Genomic DNA, 14,866 nt, shown 5'->3' with positions numbered 1-14,866 from the left:
AGGAGACAGCTATGCAACTTCAATGGCAGGGCCTGGCACGCGCGCGCCGATTTGCCGCGGCATGTGTATGCGTCGCGGCATGGTCCGCGCTGGGCCTGGCGGCGCAGCCCGCGCGCGCCGCCGAGACCATCAAGATCGGCCTGATCCTGGACATGAGCGGCGTCTACGCCGACATCTCCGGCAAGGGCACCGCCACGGCGGCCCAGCTTGCGATTGCCGACTTCGGCGGCAAGGTGCTGGGGCGCGACGTGGAGCTGGTGGTGGCCGACCACCAGGGCCGCGCCGACATTGCCGCCAGCAAGGCGCGCGAATGGTTCGACGTGCGCAAGGTCGACGCCATCCATGACGTGACGGGCTCGTCGACGGCGCTGGCCGTGCTCAACGTCGCCCGCGAGAAGGGTAAGGTGCTGGTGCTCAGCGGTCCGGCCTCGGACCGGTTGACCGGCGACCTGTGCTCGGCCACTTCCGTGCATTACGCCTACGACTCCTATGCGCTGGCCAACTCGGTCGCACGTACCGTGGCCAGGCAGGGCGGCAAGCGCTGGTACTTCATCACGGCCGACTACGCTGGCGGCCATGACATCGTCAATGCGGCCCGGGCCGCGCTGGAGCAGGAGGGCGGCAGCGTGGCCGGCGAGGTACGCCACCCGCTGGGCGCGTCCGACTTTTCGTCCGCGGTGGTGCGGGCGCAAGGCAGCGATGCAGGCGTGATCGGCCTGGCCAGCTTTGGCGGCGACCTGGTCAACGTCATCAAGTCGGCACGCGAGTTCGGTATCCGTGCCGGCGGCAAGCAGCGGCTGGCCAGCCTGCTGATGTATATCAACGACGTCCATGCCATCGGCCTGCAGACCGCACAGGGCATGGTCCTGTCCGAAGCGTTCTACTGGGATATGAACGCGCAGACGCGGGCCTTCTCGCGGCGCTATTTCGACAAAGTCAGGGCCATGCCGAACATGAGCCAGGCGGCCGTCTACTCGTCCGTGCTGCACTACCTGAAGGCCGTGCAGGCCGCCGGTTCGACCGAGGCCCCGGAGGTGATGCGCAAGATGCGCGAGCTGCCCGTGGCGGACTTCTACGCGAAGAACGGCCGCATCCGCGACGATGGGCTGATGGTGCATGACATGTACCTGTTCGAGGTGAAGCGCCCGTCCGAATCGAAGTACCCGTGGGACTACTACAAGCTGCTGGCCACCATTCCGGGCGACAAGGCCTTCAAGCCGCTGGCGGCATCGGGCTGTCCGCTGGTGCGTCGCTGAACGGGCGCAAGGCTGCCCAAGGAGATCGTGATGAATGCAAACCTGTATGGGAACGCTGCCCGCCTTGCGTGGCTGCGCATGGCAGGCATCGCCTTGCTGGCGATGCTCAGCAGCGGCGTGACGCACGCTGCCGGCTACCCCGACCGTCCGGTCACGCTGATCGTGCCAGGACCGCCTGGCGGCAGCGGCGACATCACCGCGCGGCTGCTTGCCAAGGAACTGGCTGGCAGCTGGGGCCAGCCGGTGCTGGTCGAGAACCGGCCCGGCGGCGGTGGCATTGTCGGCGCCCAGGCGCTGATGCGGGCCCCGGCGGACGGCTACACGCTGATGATGGGCAATACCGGCGTCAATGCCATCAACTACAGCCTGTACCCCAAGCTTCCGTACACGCCCGCCGACATGGCCGGCATTGCCGACGTGCTGGTGTTTTCCAATGTGCTGGTGGTCAAGGCCGACTCGCCGGTGCGCAACGTCGCGGACCTGAAGCGGCTGGCGTCGGCGCAGCCGGGGCGCCTCACCTTCAGCTCATCCGGCATCGGCCAGACTACGCACCTGTCGGGCGAACTGTTCAAGCTGCGCACCGGCATCGACGCGCTGCACGTGCCGTACAAGGGCGCCAACCTGGGCCTGGCGGCGGTGATGTCGGGAGAGGTGGCGTTCATGTTCGACAACCTGCCGTCGGCGGAGGGTCAGCTGCGCGCGGGCACCGTCAGGGCCCTGGCGGTGACGGGCACGGAGCGCGTGCCCGGGCTGCCGCAGGTGCCGACCATGGCGCAGGCAGGCGTGGACGACTTCGTGGTCACCGGGTGGTTCGGCCTGGTGGCGCGCGCTGGCACGCCGCAGCCGCTGATCGATGCGGTCCACCGGTCGGTGGCCGCCATCCTTGCCCGCAAGGAGTTTGCCCAGCGGCTGCAACAGCTGGGTGGCCGTCCGGGCGTGCTGGGGCCGGCAGCCTTCGATGCCTTCATGCGCAGCGAGCGCGACCAGTGGGGCAAGGCGGTGAAGGCCTCCGGCGCAACGGCGGAGTAGGGCCTACTCCCCGGTCATCAGCGCCGAGAAATCCGCCACGATCTGCCGCAGCAGCCGTGCCGCCGGCGGCGACAACACCCGGCCCTGGCTCGACACGGTCTGGATTTCCCCCTGGTAAAGCAGGGGGTTTTTCATTGGCAGCGATACCACGGGGGCCTCATTCAACTGGTTCCCCAGGGCCAGCCGTGTACACAGAACATAGCCAAGCCCCGCCGCCGCGAAATGCCCCAGCGCATTGAATGACGAGGTGGTCAGCAGCGACTGCAGGCGCACGCCCTCGCTGATCTCTGCGGCCTCGATGTGCTGGCGCACGCCGAAGGTCCGGTGCAGGGTGGCGCCAGGGTAGGGCAGCAGGTCCTGCAGGTCCAGCGGCCGGCCCAGCTGCGCCAGCGGGTGCGAGGCCAGCACCTGGGTCTGGATCGGCATCGGATGGGCGTGGTGGCAGCGCAGCCGCGCGTCCCTGGGCGGCTGGAACACCAGCCCGATATGGGCGCTGCCATCGACAATGCGCTGCACGATCTCGTCGGTGCTGCCCACCGACAGGTCCACCGTGATGCCCGGGTGGGCCAGCATGAAGGTGCGCAGGCTATGGCGCATCAGCCATTCGACGAAACCTTCGCCCGCCACGATGTCGATATGGCCGCGCGCCACCTTCTGGATGCTGTCGAGTTCGGCCAGCAACTGCTGCTTCTGGTTGTTCTGGTTGCGCACGTAGGCGGCCAGCAGATCGCCCGCCTCGGTGGCAGCCACGCCGCGGCCGTGCCGCTCCAGCAGGCGCGTGCCGCAGTCTTTCTCCAGCACGGCGATGGCCCGGCTGACGGCTGAGGGGTCCATGTCGAGGACTTCGGCGGCGCCGCGGACCGAGCCGCTGTCGAGCACCTGCATGAAGTAGCGCACGCGCCGCGTGTCCAGTTTGTCGTCCATCGAAAGCACGTGTCACTCCGCTTGAGCGTTGCATTGAATGCAACAAGTTTCCCATATCACGATCATTGATGAAACGCTCAGGGGCCGGAATACTAGCCCGATCCTTCTCGGTTAGCGGTCAACATCGAACCGGAATGCCGAAGAGGGCACGTTTGTGCGACATAAGCAGCCTTCCTGCGGAGACACTAATGACCAATCCCATTGCCCAGCCGGCGCTTGCGTCCGCTTCCCCGATTGCCGCCGTCACCGGCAGTGGCAAGGTACGACTGGCCGTTGTCACGCTGGCCGTGGTGGCGATTGCCGAAACCATTGGCGCGGTGCAGTTCAAGCTGGGGCCCGGCAAGGTCGTGCTGATGCCGATGCTGTGGGCGCTGCTGATGGCCGCGGCGTGGGGCATCGCGGCCAGGAACGTGCCGCGCGCGGTGCGCATCGACGCGCCGCTGCAATCGCTTGCCACCGGGCTGCTCAATGCCGGGCTGCTGCTGTTCGTGGTGAAGCTCGGCCTGACCGTGGGCGGCGCGCTGCCGCAGCTCAAGGGCGCAGGCTGGGCGCTGCTGTTCCAGGAGTTCGGGCACGCGCTCGGGACGCTGGCGCTGGGCCTGCCGCTGGCCTTGCTGCTCGGCATCAAGCGCGAGGCCGTCGGCGCGACCTTCTCGGTGGGGCGCGAGGGCAATATCGCCATCATCGGCGAGAAATACGGCATGGCGTCGCCGGAAGGCCGCGGCGTGCTGGCCGAGTACATCACCGGCACCGTGCTGGGCGCGCTCTTCATCGCGGTGCTGTCGGGGTTTGTCAGCAGCCTGGGTATCTTCGATCCGCGCTCGCTGGCCATGGGTGCCGGCGTGGGGTCGGGCAGCCTGATGGCGGCGGCCGTCGGCGCCATCGTCGCGCAGCACCCCGGGCAGGCTTCCGAGATCATGGCGATTGCCGCGGCGTCGAACCTGCTGACCTCGGTGGCCGGCTTCTATTTCACGCTGTTCCTGTCGCTGCCGCTGTGCTCATGGCTGTACGGCAAGCTGGAGCCGGTACTGGGCCGCTTCTCGCGCCGTGACGCCATGCGCGAGGTGCAGGACGTCAAGCTCGATGGCGCGCTGGCGCATGGCACCTCGGCGCGGGATGCCGCGCTGGGCTGGTTCGTGGTCGGCGCCGGCGTGCTGGTCGGCAACAAGCTGTCATACAACGTGCCGCTGTCGGTATCGCTCAAGGGCATCCTGGTGGCCATTGCCATCGTGGCGGCCTGCGACCTGCTCAAGCGCGTGTTCCCGCGCGTGCCGCTGCTGCTGACGATGTCGGTGGTGGTCACGCTGATCGGCGTGCCGGGGATGTTCCCGTTCTCCGATGCCGTCATCGCCATGACGGAAAAACTCAATTTCATGACCTTCACAACGCCGGTGCTGGCGCTGGGGGGCTTCTCGGTGGCCAAGGACCTGCCGGTGTTCCGGCTGCTTGGCTGGCGCATCGTGGTGGTGTCGCTGACGGCAACGGCCGGTACCTTCCTCGGCGCCACGCTGATTGCCGAGTTCTTCCACTGAACCCCACCCGTAGCAGGGATTACCCATGTACCGCGACCCCGACATTGCCGACGACATCCGCCAGGACATGCTGGCCTGGCGCCGCGACATCCACGCTGTTCCGGAAACCGCATTCGAAGAACACCGCACCGCCGGCATCGTGGCGCAGGCGCTGGGTTTGATGGACATCGACGTGCGGCGGGGGCTGGCGACGACGGGCGTGGTCGGCACCCTGCGCAACGGCGACGGCCCCAGCATCGCGCTGCGCGCGGACCTGGATGCGCTGAACATGCAGGAACTGGGCAAGGCCGCCCACGCTTCCACCTGCGCGGGCAAGATGCACGCGTGCGGCCACGACGGCCATACCGCCATGCTGCTGGGCGCGGCCGCGCACCTGTCGCGCCACCGCGATGCCTTCCGCGGCACGGTGCATTTCGTGTTCCAGCCCGCCGAGGAGAATGAAGGCGGCGGCCGCGTGATGGTGGAAGAGGGCCTGTTCGACCAGTTCCCAGCCGATGCCGTCTATGGCATGCACAACTTCCCCCAGTTGCCGCGCGGCAAGTTCGCCATCCGCGCCGGCACCATGACCGCGTTCCTCGACAACTTCGAGATCGTCGTCACCGGCAAGGGCGCACATGGCGCCCAGCCGCACCACGGCATCGATTCCGTGGTCGTGTCCGCGCACCTGGTCACCGCGCTGCAGACCATTGCCAGCCGCCGCACCGATCCCACCGATTCGGTCGTGGTCAGCATCACGCAGATCCACGGCGGCGATACCTGGAACGTGCTGCCTGAGTCGGTGGTGCTGCGCGGCACCATCCGCACGCTGAACCCCGCGGTGCGCGACCGCACGCAGACCGCGATGCGGCAGATCTGCGAGGGCGTGGGCACGACCCACGGCGCGCGGATCGCGATTGACTACCGCCCCGGCTACCCCGGCGTGGTCAACACCCCCGCCGAAACCGACGCTGCCATTGCCGCCGCCGCCCAACTGGTGGGCGCCGACAACGTGAAGACCGAAATCAAGCCGGCAATGGGATCGGAGGACTTCGCCTTCATGCTGGAAAAGCGCCCCGGCGCCTATATCGGCATCGGCGCGGGTGAAAGCGCCGAGGATCCGCCGCTGCACAATCCCTACTACGACTTCAATGACAAGATCCTGCCGCTTGGCGCGGCGTATTGGGTAGCGCTGGTCGCGCAGCAATTGCCGGCCAGATGACCCGCGCCCGTCAGGGCATGCGGGCCGCTTGCGCGAACACATTCAGGAACCCCAGCGCGGGTTGTGCGCTGGCTTGCGCTTCGATGCTGGCAGCCAGCACCGGCGCCGGCAGCCAGGGATAGGGCAGTGCCGCCTGCAAGGCCGCCAGCGTGACTTCGCCGGGATCGGCGATCGTGTCCATCCGTTCGATATGGATATGCAGGCTGGCGATACGGTACGTGCCGTCATCGCCGGCGGTAAAGCCCCAGCGGTAATAGCCCTTGCCGACGCGCAAGGCGCTGGCCGCGGTTTCCCGCATCACCACCAGCCAGGGGATCGTCATGGCGTTGCCGTCCAGCGCCGCCGCAACGTCGCCGATGTAGTAGGTCCGGCAGCGGTCGAACGTCTTCGCAAACTCGCTGACCAGCGTCGCGGCAATGGCATCCGCGCCTTCGGCCTTGGGCGGGAAGCTGATGGAGTCGGTATCGATCGAGAAGGTCAGCGACGCATCCGGAGCGAAGGCTTCGTGGATCAGCGACGGACGATTGTTGTCCTTGGCCTCGACGTATTGGGCCAGCCGGGCTTTGGCGGTGGCGAGCGGGATTGTGTTCATGCTGGACTCGGGGGTATGGGTTGAAAGGCGCGGGGGGGGGCGGGGTGTTGCGGCGAGTTTGTTAGAATTTGGCACAAAGCTTGTATCAAAAGCTAAGTGGACATACCGCCGATGGCAACGACTCCTGCAAATAAGAACCTGACCGTAACGCATTCGGCGTGCCTGGTCGACGGCTCGGACCGTGAATTCCGGCACCTGGTGAATGGCCTGCTGCCATTTGCCGCGCGCCTGCTGTCCGTGCGCGACGGCTTTGGCAGCCTGATCGGCCTGACGGGGGTCCAGTACTCGCTGATCCGCTCGATCCTGCACCTGTCGCAGCAAGGCGAGGTGACGGTCAACCAGCTCGCCGACCATCTGCACCTGAGCGGCCCGTTCATCACCATCGAGACCGGCAAGCTCAAGAAGCTGGGGCTGATCGACAAGAAGGCCCATCCCGAAGACAAGCGCAAGATGCGTCTGACCATCACCGCCGCCGGGACGCGTCTGCTCAATGAACTGCTGCCAGTGCAGCAGCAGATCAACGACGTATTGTTCGACGGCGTTTCCCGCACCGAATTCAAGGTGCTGTGTTCGGTGGTCGACCGGCTGGTCGCCAACGGCGATCGCGCCGCGCTGGATCTCGAACATCTGCAGGCGCGCCGGCAGAAGGGCTAGTGCGCGGCCCACTGCACCGTGCCGACATCGATGCCCTCCTGGTGCATCTCCCATAGCGGGCTCAGTTCACGCAGGCGGGTAACGGTCTCGCTGACCTGCCGGATGACCTCGTCCACCTCTGCCTCGGTGGTGTAGCGCCCAAGCGTAAAGCGGATCGAGCTATGTGCCAGCTCGTCGCTGCGGCCCAGCGCCCGCAGCACGAACGAGGGCTCCAGTGAAGCCGAGGTGCAGGCCGAGCCCGACGACACCGCCACGTCCTTGATGCCCATGATCAGGGACTCGCCTTCGACATAGTTGAAGCTGATGTTCAGGTTGTGCGGGATACGGTGCGCCAGGCTGCCGTTGACGTAGACCTCGTCCAGCCGCGACAGCCCCGCCAGCAACCGGTCGCGCAACGCGCCCACGCGGCGTGCTTCCTCCGCAAGTTCCAGCTTTGCCAGCCTGAAGGCCTCGCCCATGCCCACGATCTGGTGCGTTGGCAGGGTGCCTGAGCGCATGCCGCGCTCATGCCCGCCGCCGTGGATCTGCGCCTCGATGCGGATGCGCGGCTTGCGCCGCACGTAGAGCGCGCCGATGCCTTTCGGGCCATAGACCTTGTGCGCCGTCACGGTGAGCAGGTCGATCTTCAGGGTATCCAGGTCGATGGCGATCTTGCCGGCGGCCTGCACCGCATCGCAATGGAACACCACCCCCGCCGCGCGGCATAGCTCGCCGATCTGCGCAACTGGCTGGATCACGCCGATCTCATTGTTGACCATCATCACCGAAACCAGGATGGTGTCCGGCCGCATGGCCGCTCGCAGCGCGTCAAGGTCGACCAGGCCGTCGGTGCCGACGTCGAGATAGGTCACCTCAAAGCCCTGCCGTTCCAGCTCGCGGCAGGTATCGAGCACGGCCTTGTGCTCGGTTTTGACGGTGATGATGTGGTTGCCCTTGCCGCGATAGAAATGCGCCGCGCCCTTGATCGCCAGGTTGTTGCCCTCGGTCGCGCCGGAGGTCCAGATGATCTCGCGCGGGTCCGCATTCAGCAGCGCCGCCACATGCGCGCGCGCGGCCTCGACTGCCTCTTCCGCCTGCCAGCCGTAGTAATGGCTGCGCGATGCGGGGTTGCCGAACTGCTGGTGCAGGTAGGGAACCATCTTCTCGACGACCCGGGTGTCGACCGGTGTCGTCGCGCTGTAGTCCATGTAGATCGGAAGGGTCTTCGGCTCGGATTGCATAGCGCTCATTCCTGGAGGCGGATGTGGGGACGACCGTGGGCAAAGCGTACCCGCTGGTCAAGGAAAGTGGGGCCGAGTCTAGCACCGGGTAGCGGCCGTTCGCGGCAGCGCCATGCTGCCGGTAGGGTTGCTTGACGCGCGGACAGCTGCAATTCCGGCCGCGTGGCGCCACCTGTTCGCTAGCCGGAAAGCCTTGTCCAGAAAGGGTTTCCGGACTTCATTGAGTCGCCTCGGGAGGCTGTTCGGCTCCGCCCTCTAGGGTTTCCACCAGCTTGAATGGCGTTGTTTTATAGCATTCAATAAAACCTAAGTTTCAAAGGTAAATAAACAAAGTAACAGGTTTGGTGAGAACACTTGTGTAGGAGTCGTGATGGCTGAGTCATCTGTTGGTCAGGGCGTCAAAGCGGACGCCGAAGCGGACGCAGAAGCGCACCGCCGCTTCAGGAATGCGTTGGCGATGTTTGCAACAGGCGTTGCCGTGATTACCGCGCCGCGCGAAGAAGGGCTGCCGGTCGGCATCACGGTGGCGTCGTTCAACTCGGTATCGCTGGACCCGCCGCTGGTGCTGTTCTCGGTGGACCGCCGCTGCCTGAGCCTGGGCGACCTGCGCAGCGCGCGGCGCTATGCCGTCAACGTGCTGGCCGAGGCGCAGCAGGATATCTCGAACCGCTTTTCGCGGGCGAACTCCGGCAAGTGGGAGGGAATCGAGTTCGGCAACCACGAAGGCGAAAGCCACGTGCTGCTTCCCGATGCGCTGGCCACCTTCGAGTGCGAGCCCTATGCCATACACGACGGCGGCGACCACGTGATCTTTATCGGGCGGGTGGTCCGTCACCAGGCCCGCCAGGACGGCCGGCCCCTCATCTTCTTTGGCGGCAAGTACCGGGCACTGGAAGACAGCCCGGCCGCCGCCTGAATCCACAAGAACAGACAGTCAGCACAGGAGAACGACATGATCAAGACCGGTAATCAGCACATTGTCATGCTGCGCGATGGGCGCGAGGTGTACCTGGACGGCAAGCGGGTGACGGATGTCACCAGCCACCCGGCCTTCCGCAACTCGATCCGCAGCTACGCCAACCTCTACGACTTCCAGGCGCAGCCCGGCAATGTCGACAAGATGACCTTCCAGCCAGCGGGCACCGACCGGCGCGTCAGCCGGATCTGGGAGCTGCCGACCAGCTACAACGAACTGGTCGAACGCCGCCAGATGCTGGAAGCCTGGACCGAGCTGCACTACGGCTTCATGGGCCGCTCGCCCGACCACGTGGCCTCTTGCATCTCGGGCATGTACATGGGCATCGATGTCTTCGAGCAGGCCGATCCGGCACGTGCCGGCGCGCTGCGCGACTACTACCGCTATGCCCGCGACAATGACCTGTTCCTCACCTATGTGATCGTCAACCCGCAGGCCAACCAGTCCAAGTCCGCGCACGAGCAGGAAGACAAGTACCTGGCCGTGGGCATCGTCGACCAGGACGCGGAAGGCATCACCGTGCGCGGCGCCAAGATGCTGGCCACCAGCGGCATCATGGCCAACGAGGTCTTCTGCAGCTGCATCCAGCCGCTGCGCGAGGGCGACGAGATGTATGCGCTGTCCTTCGCGGTGCCGATGAACACCAAGGGGCTGAAGGTGATGTCGCGCAAGTCGTATGAAGCTAATGCCACCTCGGTGTTCGACAACCCGCTGGCCAGCCGCTTTGACGAGAACGACGCGGTGATCTATTTCGACGACGTCAAGGTGCCGTGGGAGCGCATCTTCGTCGCGGGCGACGTGGGCTTGTGCGCCAGGCAATTCCACGCCACGCCGGCGCACGTCTACCAGAACTACCAGTGCCAGGTGCGGCTGATGGTGAAGCTGCGCTTCCTGGTGGGCCTGGCGCACCGCATCACCGAGATCAACGGCACCAGCAGCTTCCCGCAGGTCAGGGAAATGCTGGGCCAGCTGGCCGCAGAGGCGGGCATGGTCGAGGCCTGGGTCTACGGGATGGAAGCCAAGGGCCAGGTCGGCAAGCACGGCTACTTCGCGCCGGACCGCAGCATGCTGTACGGCTCGCAGGTGGTGACCCAGCAGCTCTACGGCAAGGTGCTGGCCACGCTGCGCGAGCTGGCCGGCGGCGGCATGATCATGCTGCCGTCGAGCATCGAGGATTTCGCCAATCCGTCCCTCGCCGGGATCATCGCCAAGACGCAGAAGTCGCCGGTGTGCAGCCCGGAAGAGCGCGTCAAGTTCTTCAAGCTCGCCTGGGACGCGGTCGGCTCCGAGTTTGCGTCGCGCCACAACCAGTACGAGATGTTCTATGCCGGCGCCACCTTCGTCACCAAGGGCCATGCCTATCGCACCTACGACTGGCAGAACGCATCCGGCCTGGTCGACAACATGCTCGGCAGCTATTCCCTTGAAAGCGAACTGGCCAAGCTGCCGCAGGCCGCCTGACTTCCCGCACCTTTCCCAATTCCCGCATCGAACACGGAGATCGACATGGCAATCACCAAACTTCACGACGAGTTCCACACCCTGGACCTGGAGTCCGGCTGGGAGGTCCCCCACGGCTATCCGTCGGGCATCCAGCAGAAGATCCTGTCCGGCTCGCTGGACGAGAACGGCCGCAGCGGCAGCCGTACGCGCCTGCTGCGCTTCCAGCCCGGCGTGTTCACCACCTCGCCCTTCGTGCATGAGTACTGGGAAGAGGTCTACCTGCTCAGCGGCGACCTGACTGTCGGCAACGACGCCAATGGCAAGGGCGGCGAAGCCTTCGTCCCCAACACCTACGCCTGCCGCCCGCCCGGCGCCTTCCACGGCCCGTTCAAGTCCGACGGCGGCTGCATGCTGCTGGAGATCCACTACTACGACCCGGCCTGATCATGGAAGCGACCATCGCAACCGCGCAGCGCCAGCTTGCCGCGGGCAGTGCCAACGCGCTGTCCCTGCTGGCGTCATGCGTCGAACGTATCTGCAATCCCGGCAGCGAAGGCGCGCGCGTATTCCCGCATGGCGTGAGCATGGCGGCGCGCAAGCAGGCCCAGGCCAGCGACATGCTGCGCGAGCAAGGCGTGGCCGGGCCGCTGGCGGGCGTGCCGGTATCCGTCAAGGACCTGTTCGACGTGCAGGGCGACGTGACCCGCGCCGGCGCACGTGTGCTGCCGGAGCGTGCGGCCAGTGCCGACGCGCCGGCCATCGCGCGCTTGCGTGCGGCGGGGGCGGTGTTTGTCGGACGCACCAATATGACCGAGTTCGCCTACTCGGGCGTCGGCATCAATCCGCACTACGGCACCCCACGCAATCCCTACGACCGGCGAGCCGGCCGCATTCCGGGCGGCTCGTCGTCAGGCGCTGCGGTGTCGGTGACCGACGGCATGGCCCTGGCGGCGATCGGCTCGGACACCGGCGGTTCGTGCCGGATCCCGGCGGCATTGTGCGGCATCGCTGGCTTCAAGCCCACGGCGCGGCGCGTGCCGCTGCAGGGCACGGTGCCGCTGTCGCCCAGCTATGACTCGGTGGGCTGCCTGGCCAACACCGTGGCGTGCTGCGCCGCCATTGATGCCGTGATGGCAGGCGAGGCGCCGCCCGCGGGGCCGGCGCCGCTGGCCGGGCTGCGCCTGGCGGTGCCCAGCGGGCTGGTGCTGGAAGGCACGTCGGACGAGGTGGCCGAGGTCTTCAGCCGCACGCTGCGCCGGCTGTCCGCGGCGGGCGCGCTGCTGCAGGACGTGAGCTTCGACAGCTGGGACCAGCTGGCCGGCATTGGCGCGAACGGCGGCCTGGTCGCAGCGGAAGCCAGTGCCTGGCACGGCAGCCTGCTGGCTGAGCAGGCCGATCGCTATGACCCGCGCGTGCTGTCGCGCATCCGGCTGGCTGACGGGCAGCGTGCCGCCGACTACCTGCGCATGCTGCAGCGCAGGGGCGAGCTGTGCCGGCAGGCCGATGCCGAGCTGGCGGGCTTCGACGCCGTGGTCCTGCCCACCGTGCCGGTCGTGGCGCCGCGCATCGCGAACCTGGACGACGACGAAGCCTTCTTCAGCACCAACCGGCTGCTGCTGCGCAACCCGGCCATCGCCAACATGCTCGACCTGTGCGCGCTGTCGGTCCCGTGCCATCGCCTGGGCGACGCACCGGTGGGACTGATGCTGTTCGGGCGCCACCTGTCCGACCGCAGGCTGCTGGCCATCGGCATGGGCATCGAGGCGGCATTGAGGCACGAGCGGGGCTGAGCCCCCGCAGCACTACAGAAGTACCCATAACTACAGTGGAGACAACAATGCCTGATATCCGTACCGGCGCCGCCGTACTGGCCTGCGCCACCCTGTTCGCGGCGACTGCTTCCGCAGCCGACCCGGCCCCCATCAGCGACGGCGTGGTCAAGATCGGTGTGCTGACCGACATGTCGTCGATCTTCTCCGACATCGGCGGCAAGGGCTCGGTGGTGGCCGCGCAGATGGCCGTGGACGATTTCGGCGGCAAGGTGCTGGGCGCCCCCATCCAGGTGGTCAGCGCCGACCATCAGAACAAGACCGACGTCGCCGCCACGCTGGCGCGCGGCTGGCTCGACAACCAGAAGGTCGACGTGATCCAGGACGCGCTGCCGTCCTCGGTCGCGCTGGCCGTGTCCAACCTGGGAAAGCTCAAGCACAAGATCGTCATCGCTAGCGGTGCCGGCACCACGCGCCTGAGCAATGAAGACTGCTCGCCCTACACCATCCAGTATTCGTACGATACGTACGCCTTTGCCGCCAACACGGTCAAGGCGCTGGCCCGGCGCGGCGACAACAGCTGGTACTTCCTGACGGTCGACTACGCCCTGGGCGCGTCGCTGGAGAAGGACGGCACCGAGGCGCTGTCCAGTGTCGGCGGCACCCTGAAGGGCAAGGCCAGGCATCCGATCAACTCCGCCGACCTGTCGTCCTACCTGCTGCAGGGACAGTCCTCGGGCGCGAAGGTGATCGGGCTGGCCAACGCAGGCGCCGACACGGTCAATGCGATCAAGACCGCTGCCGACTTCGGCATCAACACCGCGGGCAAGCAGAAACTGGCCGGGCTGCACATGTTTATCAGCGACATCCACAGCCTGGGGCTGCAAGCCGCGCAGGGCATGACGCTGACGACATCGTTCTACTGGGATCGCGACGACGCCACGCGCGCCTGGTCGCAGCGCTTCTTCGAGAAGACCGGACGCATGCCAACGCTTGTGCATGCCGGCGTGTACTCGTCGACCACTCACTATCTGAAAGCGATCCAGGCCGCGCGCACCGACGACAGCGATGCCGTGCTGGCGCGCATGCGAGAGACCCCGGTCAATGACTTCTTCGCGAAGAGCGGCACGATCCGCGCCGATGGCCTGATGGTGCACGACATGTACCTGGTCGAAGTGAAGCGGCCGCAGGAGTCGAAGCGGCCGTGGGACTACTACAAGATCAAGACCGTGATCCCCGCGAGCGAGGCGTTCCGCCCGCTCAGCGCCAGCGCCTGCCCGCTGGTCAGGAAGTAAGCCCATATCCCTCACCGAGGTCGGCATTCCAGCCGGCGCTCCACCCCATTGCAGAGAGCAACCGATCATGAAGACCCTTACCTTTGAACTCGACAGCCGCCAGGGCAAGTCGCAACGCACCGTCACCATCCACCAGCTCATCGTGGCGGGCTGGACCGGCCGCGACGTCGAAGCCATGGAAGCCCACATCCGGGAACTGGAAGAACTGGGCGTCAAGCGCCCGCCCTATACCCCGGTGTTCTACCGTGTGGCTGCGCAACGCCTGGGGCCGGCCCCGGAGATCCAGGTCAGCGGCGAGGCCAGCAGCGGCGAAGCCGAGTTCCTGCTGGTCCGGGACGGCGATGACATCCTGGTGGGCATTGCCTCGGACCATACCGACCGCGAAGCCGAGACCTACGGCATCACCGTGTCCAAGCAGATGTGCGAGAAGCCCTGTGCATCGGCCTTGTGGCGCCTTTCCGAGGTGGAAGGCCACTGGGACCAACTGGTGCTGCGCTCCTACGCCACCATCGACGGCGAGCGCGTGCTGTACCAGGAAGGCCCGGTGACCGCCATGCGCTCCCCGGCGGACCTGCTGCAGCGCTTCTGCGGCCATGGCGGCGAGTTCGGCGAAGGCTCTGCGATGCTGTGCGGAACACTGCCCGCGATCGGCGGCATCCGCCCGGCCGAGCGCTTCGAGATCGAGCTGGAAGACCCGGTGCTGGGGCGCACGCTGCGCCACGCCTACGCGGTCGCTGCGCTGCCCGTGGCGGGCTGAGCATGCCGCGCCATCCCCACTGCCACGGCAGCGCCACGGAGTCACGGCCATGCACCACGACCTGATACTAGAGACCCGCAACCTCGGCAAGGCCTTCCGCGGCTTTACCGCGGTGAGCGACGTCAACCTGCGGGTACGCCGCGGGTCGATCCATGCCTTAATCGGCCCCAACGGCGCCGGCAAGACGACTTGCTTCAACCTGCTCACCAAGTTCCTGGAGC

At 66.6% G+C, this 14,866-nt stretch carries 15 protein-coding genes; 12 read left to right on the top strand and 3 right to left on the bottom strand.

Translation table 11 applies throughout. The annotated features are described in order from the left end of the window. The first annotated feature begins 11 nt into the window (after window positions 1–11). Window positions 12–1,256: an ABC transporter substrate-binding protein gene (locus CF68_RS32905; RefSeq protein WP_035827337.1), complete on the top strand. Its 1,245-nt coding sequence runs from the start codon at window positions 12–14 to the stop codon at window positions 1,254–1,256. Between the two features lie 30 nt (window positions 1,257–1,286). Next, the gene (locus tag CF68_RS32900) at window positions 1,287–2,285 is read left to right on the top strand and encodes a tripartite tricarboxylate transporter substrate binding protein (RefSeq protein ID WP_035827335.1); all 999 of its coding nucleotides are present in this window, start codon (window positions 1,287–1,289) and stop codon (window positions 2,283–2,285) included. A gap of 3 nt (window positions 2,286–2,288) precedes the next feature. On the opposite strand, the gene CF68_RS32895 is transcribed toward CF68_RS32900, so the two are convergent. Further along, window positions 2,289–3,209 (bottom strand): LysR family transcriptional regulator, encoded by a 921-nt coding sequence (locus tag CF68_RS32895; protein ID WP_035827334.1) that lies wholly within the window; start codon window positions 3,207–3,209, stop codon window positions 2,289–2,291. Window positions 3,210–3,397: 188 nt separating this feature from the next. Between CF68_RS32895 and CF68_RS32890 the strand changes: the two genes are divergently transcribed. Continuing rightward, window positions 3,398–4,741 carry a DUF3100 domain-containing protein gene (locus CF68_RS32890; RefSeq protein ID WP_035827332.1) on the top strand — a complete coding sequence of 448 codons (1,344 nt, stop codon included), beginning with the start codon at window positions 3,398–3,400 and terminating at the stop codon, window positions 4,739–4,741. 25 nt (window positions 4,742–4,766) lie between these two features. Further along, a complete protein-coding gene (locus tag CF68_RS32885; RefSeq protein WP_035827329.1) occupies window positions 4,767–5,939 on the top strand; it encodes a M20 aminoacylase family protein in 1,173 nt (390 codons plus the stop codon). 10 nt (window positions 5,940–5,949) lie between these two features. Here the strand turns inward: CF68_RS32885 and CF68_RS32880 are convergent, their stop codons facing one another. Next, a complete protein-coding gene (locus CF68_RS32880; RefSeq protein ID WP_035827321.1) occupies window positions 5,950–6,531 on the bottom strand; it encodes a nuclear transport factor 2 family protein in 582 nt (193 codons plus the stop codon). A 111-nt stretch (window positions 6,532–6,642) separates the two neighbouring features. Between CF68_RS32880 and CF68_RS32875 the strand changes: the two genes are divergently transcribed. After that, complete coding sequence (locus tag CF68_RS32875; RefSeq protein WP_035827318.1) at window positions 6,643–7,185, top strand: MarR family winged helix-turn-helix transcriptional regulator; 543 nt, start codon at window positions 6,643–6,645, stop codon at window positions 7,183–7,185. Here CF68_RS32875 and CF68_RS32870 read toward each other — a convergent pair. Next, window positions 7,182–8,405 carry an IscS subfamily cysteine desulfurase gene (locus CF68_RS32870; protein ID WP_035827316.1) on the bottom strand — a complete coding sequence of 408 codons (1,224 nt, stop codon included), beginning with the start codon at window positions 8,403–8,405 and terminating at the stop codon, window positions 7,182–7,184. The genes CF68_RS32875 and CF68_RS32870 overlap by 4 nt on opposite strands. 370 nt (window positions 8,406–8,775) lie before the next feature. Here CF68_RS32870 and CF68_RS32865 point away from each other — a divergent pair, with 370 nt between their 5' ends. The 7 genes from CF68_RS32865 to CF68_RS32835 all read left to right on the top strand — a co-directional run. Beyond that, window positions 8,776–9,321, top strand: coding sequence for a flavin reductase family protein (locus CF68_RS32865; RefSeq protein WP_035827314.1), 546 nt, complete (start codon window positions 8,776–8,778; stop codon window positions 9,319–9,321). A 36-nt stretch (window positions 9,322–9,357) separates the two neighbouring features. Then, complete coding sequence (locus CF68_RS32860; protein ID WP_035827311.1) at window positions 9,358–10,842, top strand: 4-hydroxyphenylacetate 3-hydroxylase family protein; 1,485 nt, start codon at window positions 9,358–9,360, stop codon at window positions 10,840–10,842. A gap of 45 nt (window positions 10,843–10,887) precedes the next feature. Further along, window positions 10,888–11,268, top strand: a complete 381-nt coding sequence (locus CF68_RS32855; RefSeq protein ID WP_010812510.1) for a cupin — start codon at window positions 10,888–10,890, stop codon at window positions 11,266–11,268. A 2-nt stretch (window positions 11,269–11,270) separates the two neighbouring features. Beyond that, window positions 11,271–12,614: an amidase gene (locus CF68_RS32850; protein ID WP_035827308.1), complete on the top strand. Its 1,344-nt coding sequence runs from the start codon at window positions 11,271–11,273 to the stop codon at window positions 12,612–12,614. Between the two features lie 47 nt (window positions 12,615–12,661). After that, window positions 12,662–13,888 (top strand): ABC transporter substrate-binding protein, encoded by a 1,227-nt coding sequence (locus tag CF68_RS32845; protein WP_051591802.1) that lies wholly within the window; start codon window positions 12,662–12,664, stop codon window positions 13,886–13,888. Window positions 13,889–13,955: 67 nt separating this feature from the next. Next, window positions 13,956–14,645 (top strand): DUF2848 domain-containing protein, encoded by a 690-nt coding sequence (locus CF68_RS32840; protein ID WP_013952149.1) that lies wholly within the window; start codon window positions 13,956–13,958, stop codon window positions 14,643–14,645. Window positions 14,646–14,694: 49 nt separating this feature from the next. Continuing rightward, on the top strand, window positions 14,695–14,866 hold a 172-nt coding region (locus tag CF68_RS32835), incomplete at its 3' end, for an ATP-binding cassette domain-containing protein (protein ID WP_035827305.1).

Origin of the sequence: Cupriavidus sp. SK-4 (genome assembly GCF_000611125.1) — a bacterium.
GTDB lineage: Bacteria > Pseudomonadota > Gammaproteobacteria > Burkholderiales > Burkholderiaceae > Cupriavidus > Cupriavidus necator.
The sequence above is the reverse complement of the archived record's forward strand: the minus strand, read 5'-3'. Positions and strand labels throughout refer to the sequence as shown.

Bases quoted from the DNA above. Each gene is read 5' to 3' on its own strand.
- CF68_RS32885 (WP_035827329.1), top strand. From the start codon at position 4,767: ATGTACCGCGACCCCGACATTGCCGACGACATCCGCCAGGACATGCTG.
- CF68_RS32900 (WP_035827335.1), top strand. From the start codon at position 1,287: ATGAATGCAAACCTGTATGGGAACGCTGCCCGCCTTGCGTGGCTGCGC.
- CF68_RS32855 (WP_010812510.1), top strand. From the start codon at position 10,888: ATGGCAATCACCAAACTTCACGACGAGTTCCACACCCTGGACCTGGAG.
- CF68_RS32850 (WP_035827308.1), top strand. From the start codon at position 11,271: ATGGAAGCGACCATCGCAACCGCGCAGCGCCAGCTTGCCGCGGGCAGT.
- CF68_RS32895 (WP_035827334.1), bottom strand. From the start codon at position 3,209: ATGGACGACAAACTGGACACGCGGCGCGTGCGCTACTTCATGCAGGTG.
- CF68_RS32840 (WP_013952149.1), top strand. From the start codon at position 13,956: ATGAAGACCCTTACCTTTGAACTCGACAGCCGCCAGGGCAAGTCGCAA.
- CF68_RS32865 (WP_035827314.1), top strand. From the start codon at position 8,776: ATGGCTGAGTCATCTGTTGGTCAGGGCGTCAAAGCGGACGCCGAAGCG.
- CF68_RS32890 (WP_035827332.1), top strand. From the start codon at position 3,398: ATGACCAATCCCATTGCCCAGCCGGCGCTTGCGTCCGCTTCCCCGATT.
- CF68_RS32870 (WP_035827316.1), bottom strand. From the start codon at position 8,405: ATGCAATCCGAGCCGAAGACCCTTCCGATCTACATGGACTACAGCGCG.
- CF68_RS32860 (WP_035827311.1), top strand. From the start codon at position 9,358: ATGATCAAGACCGGTAATCAGCACATTGTCATGCTGCGCGATGGGCGC.
- CF68_RS32880 (WP_035827321.1), bottom strand. From the start codon at position 6,531: ATGAACACAATCCCGCTCGCCACCGCCAAAGCCCGGCTGGCCCAATAC.
- CF68_RS32845 (WP_051591802.1), top strand. From the start codon at position 12,662: ATGCCTGATATCCGTACCGGCGCCGCCGTACTGGCCTGCGCCACCCTG.
- CF68_RS32905 (WP_035827337.1), top strand. From the start codon at position 12: ATGCAACTTCAATGGCAGGGCCTGGCACGCGCGCGCCGATTTGCCGCG.
- CF68_RS32875 (WP_035827318.1), top strand. From the start codon at position 6,643: ATGGCAACGACTCCTGCAAATAAGAACCTGACCGTAACGCATTCGGCG.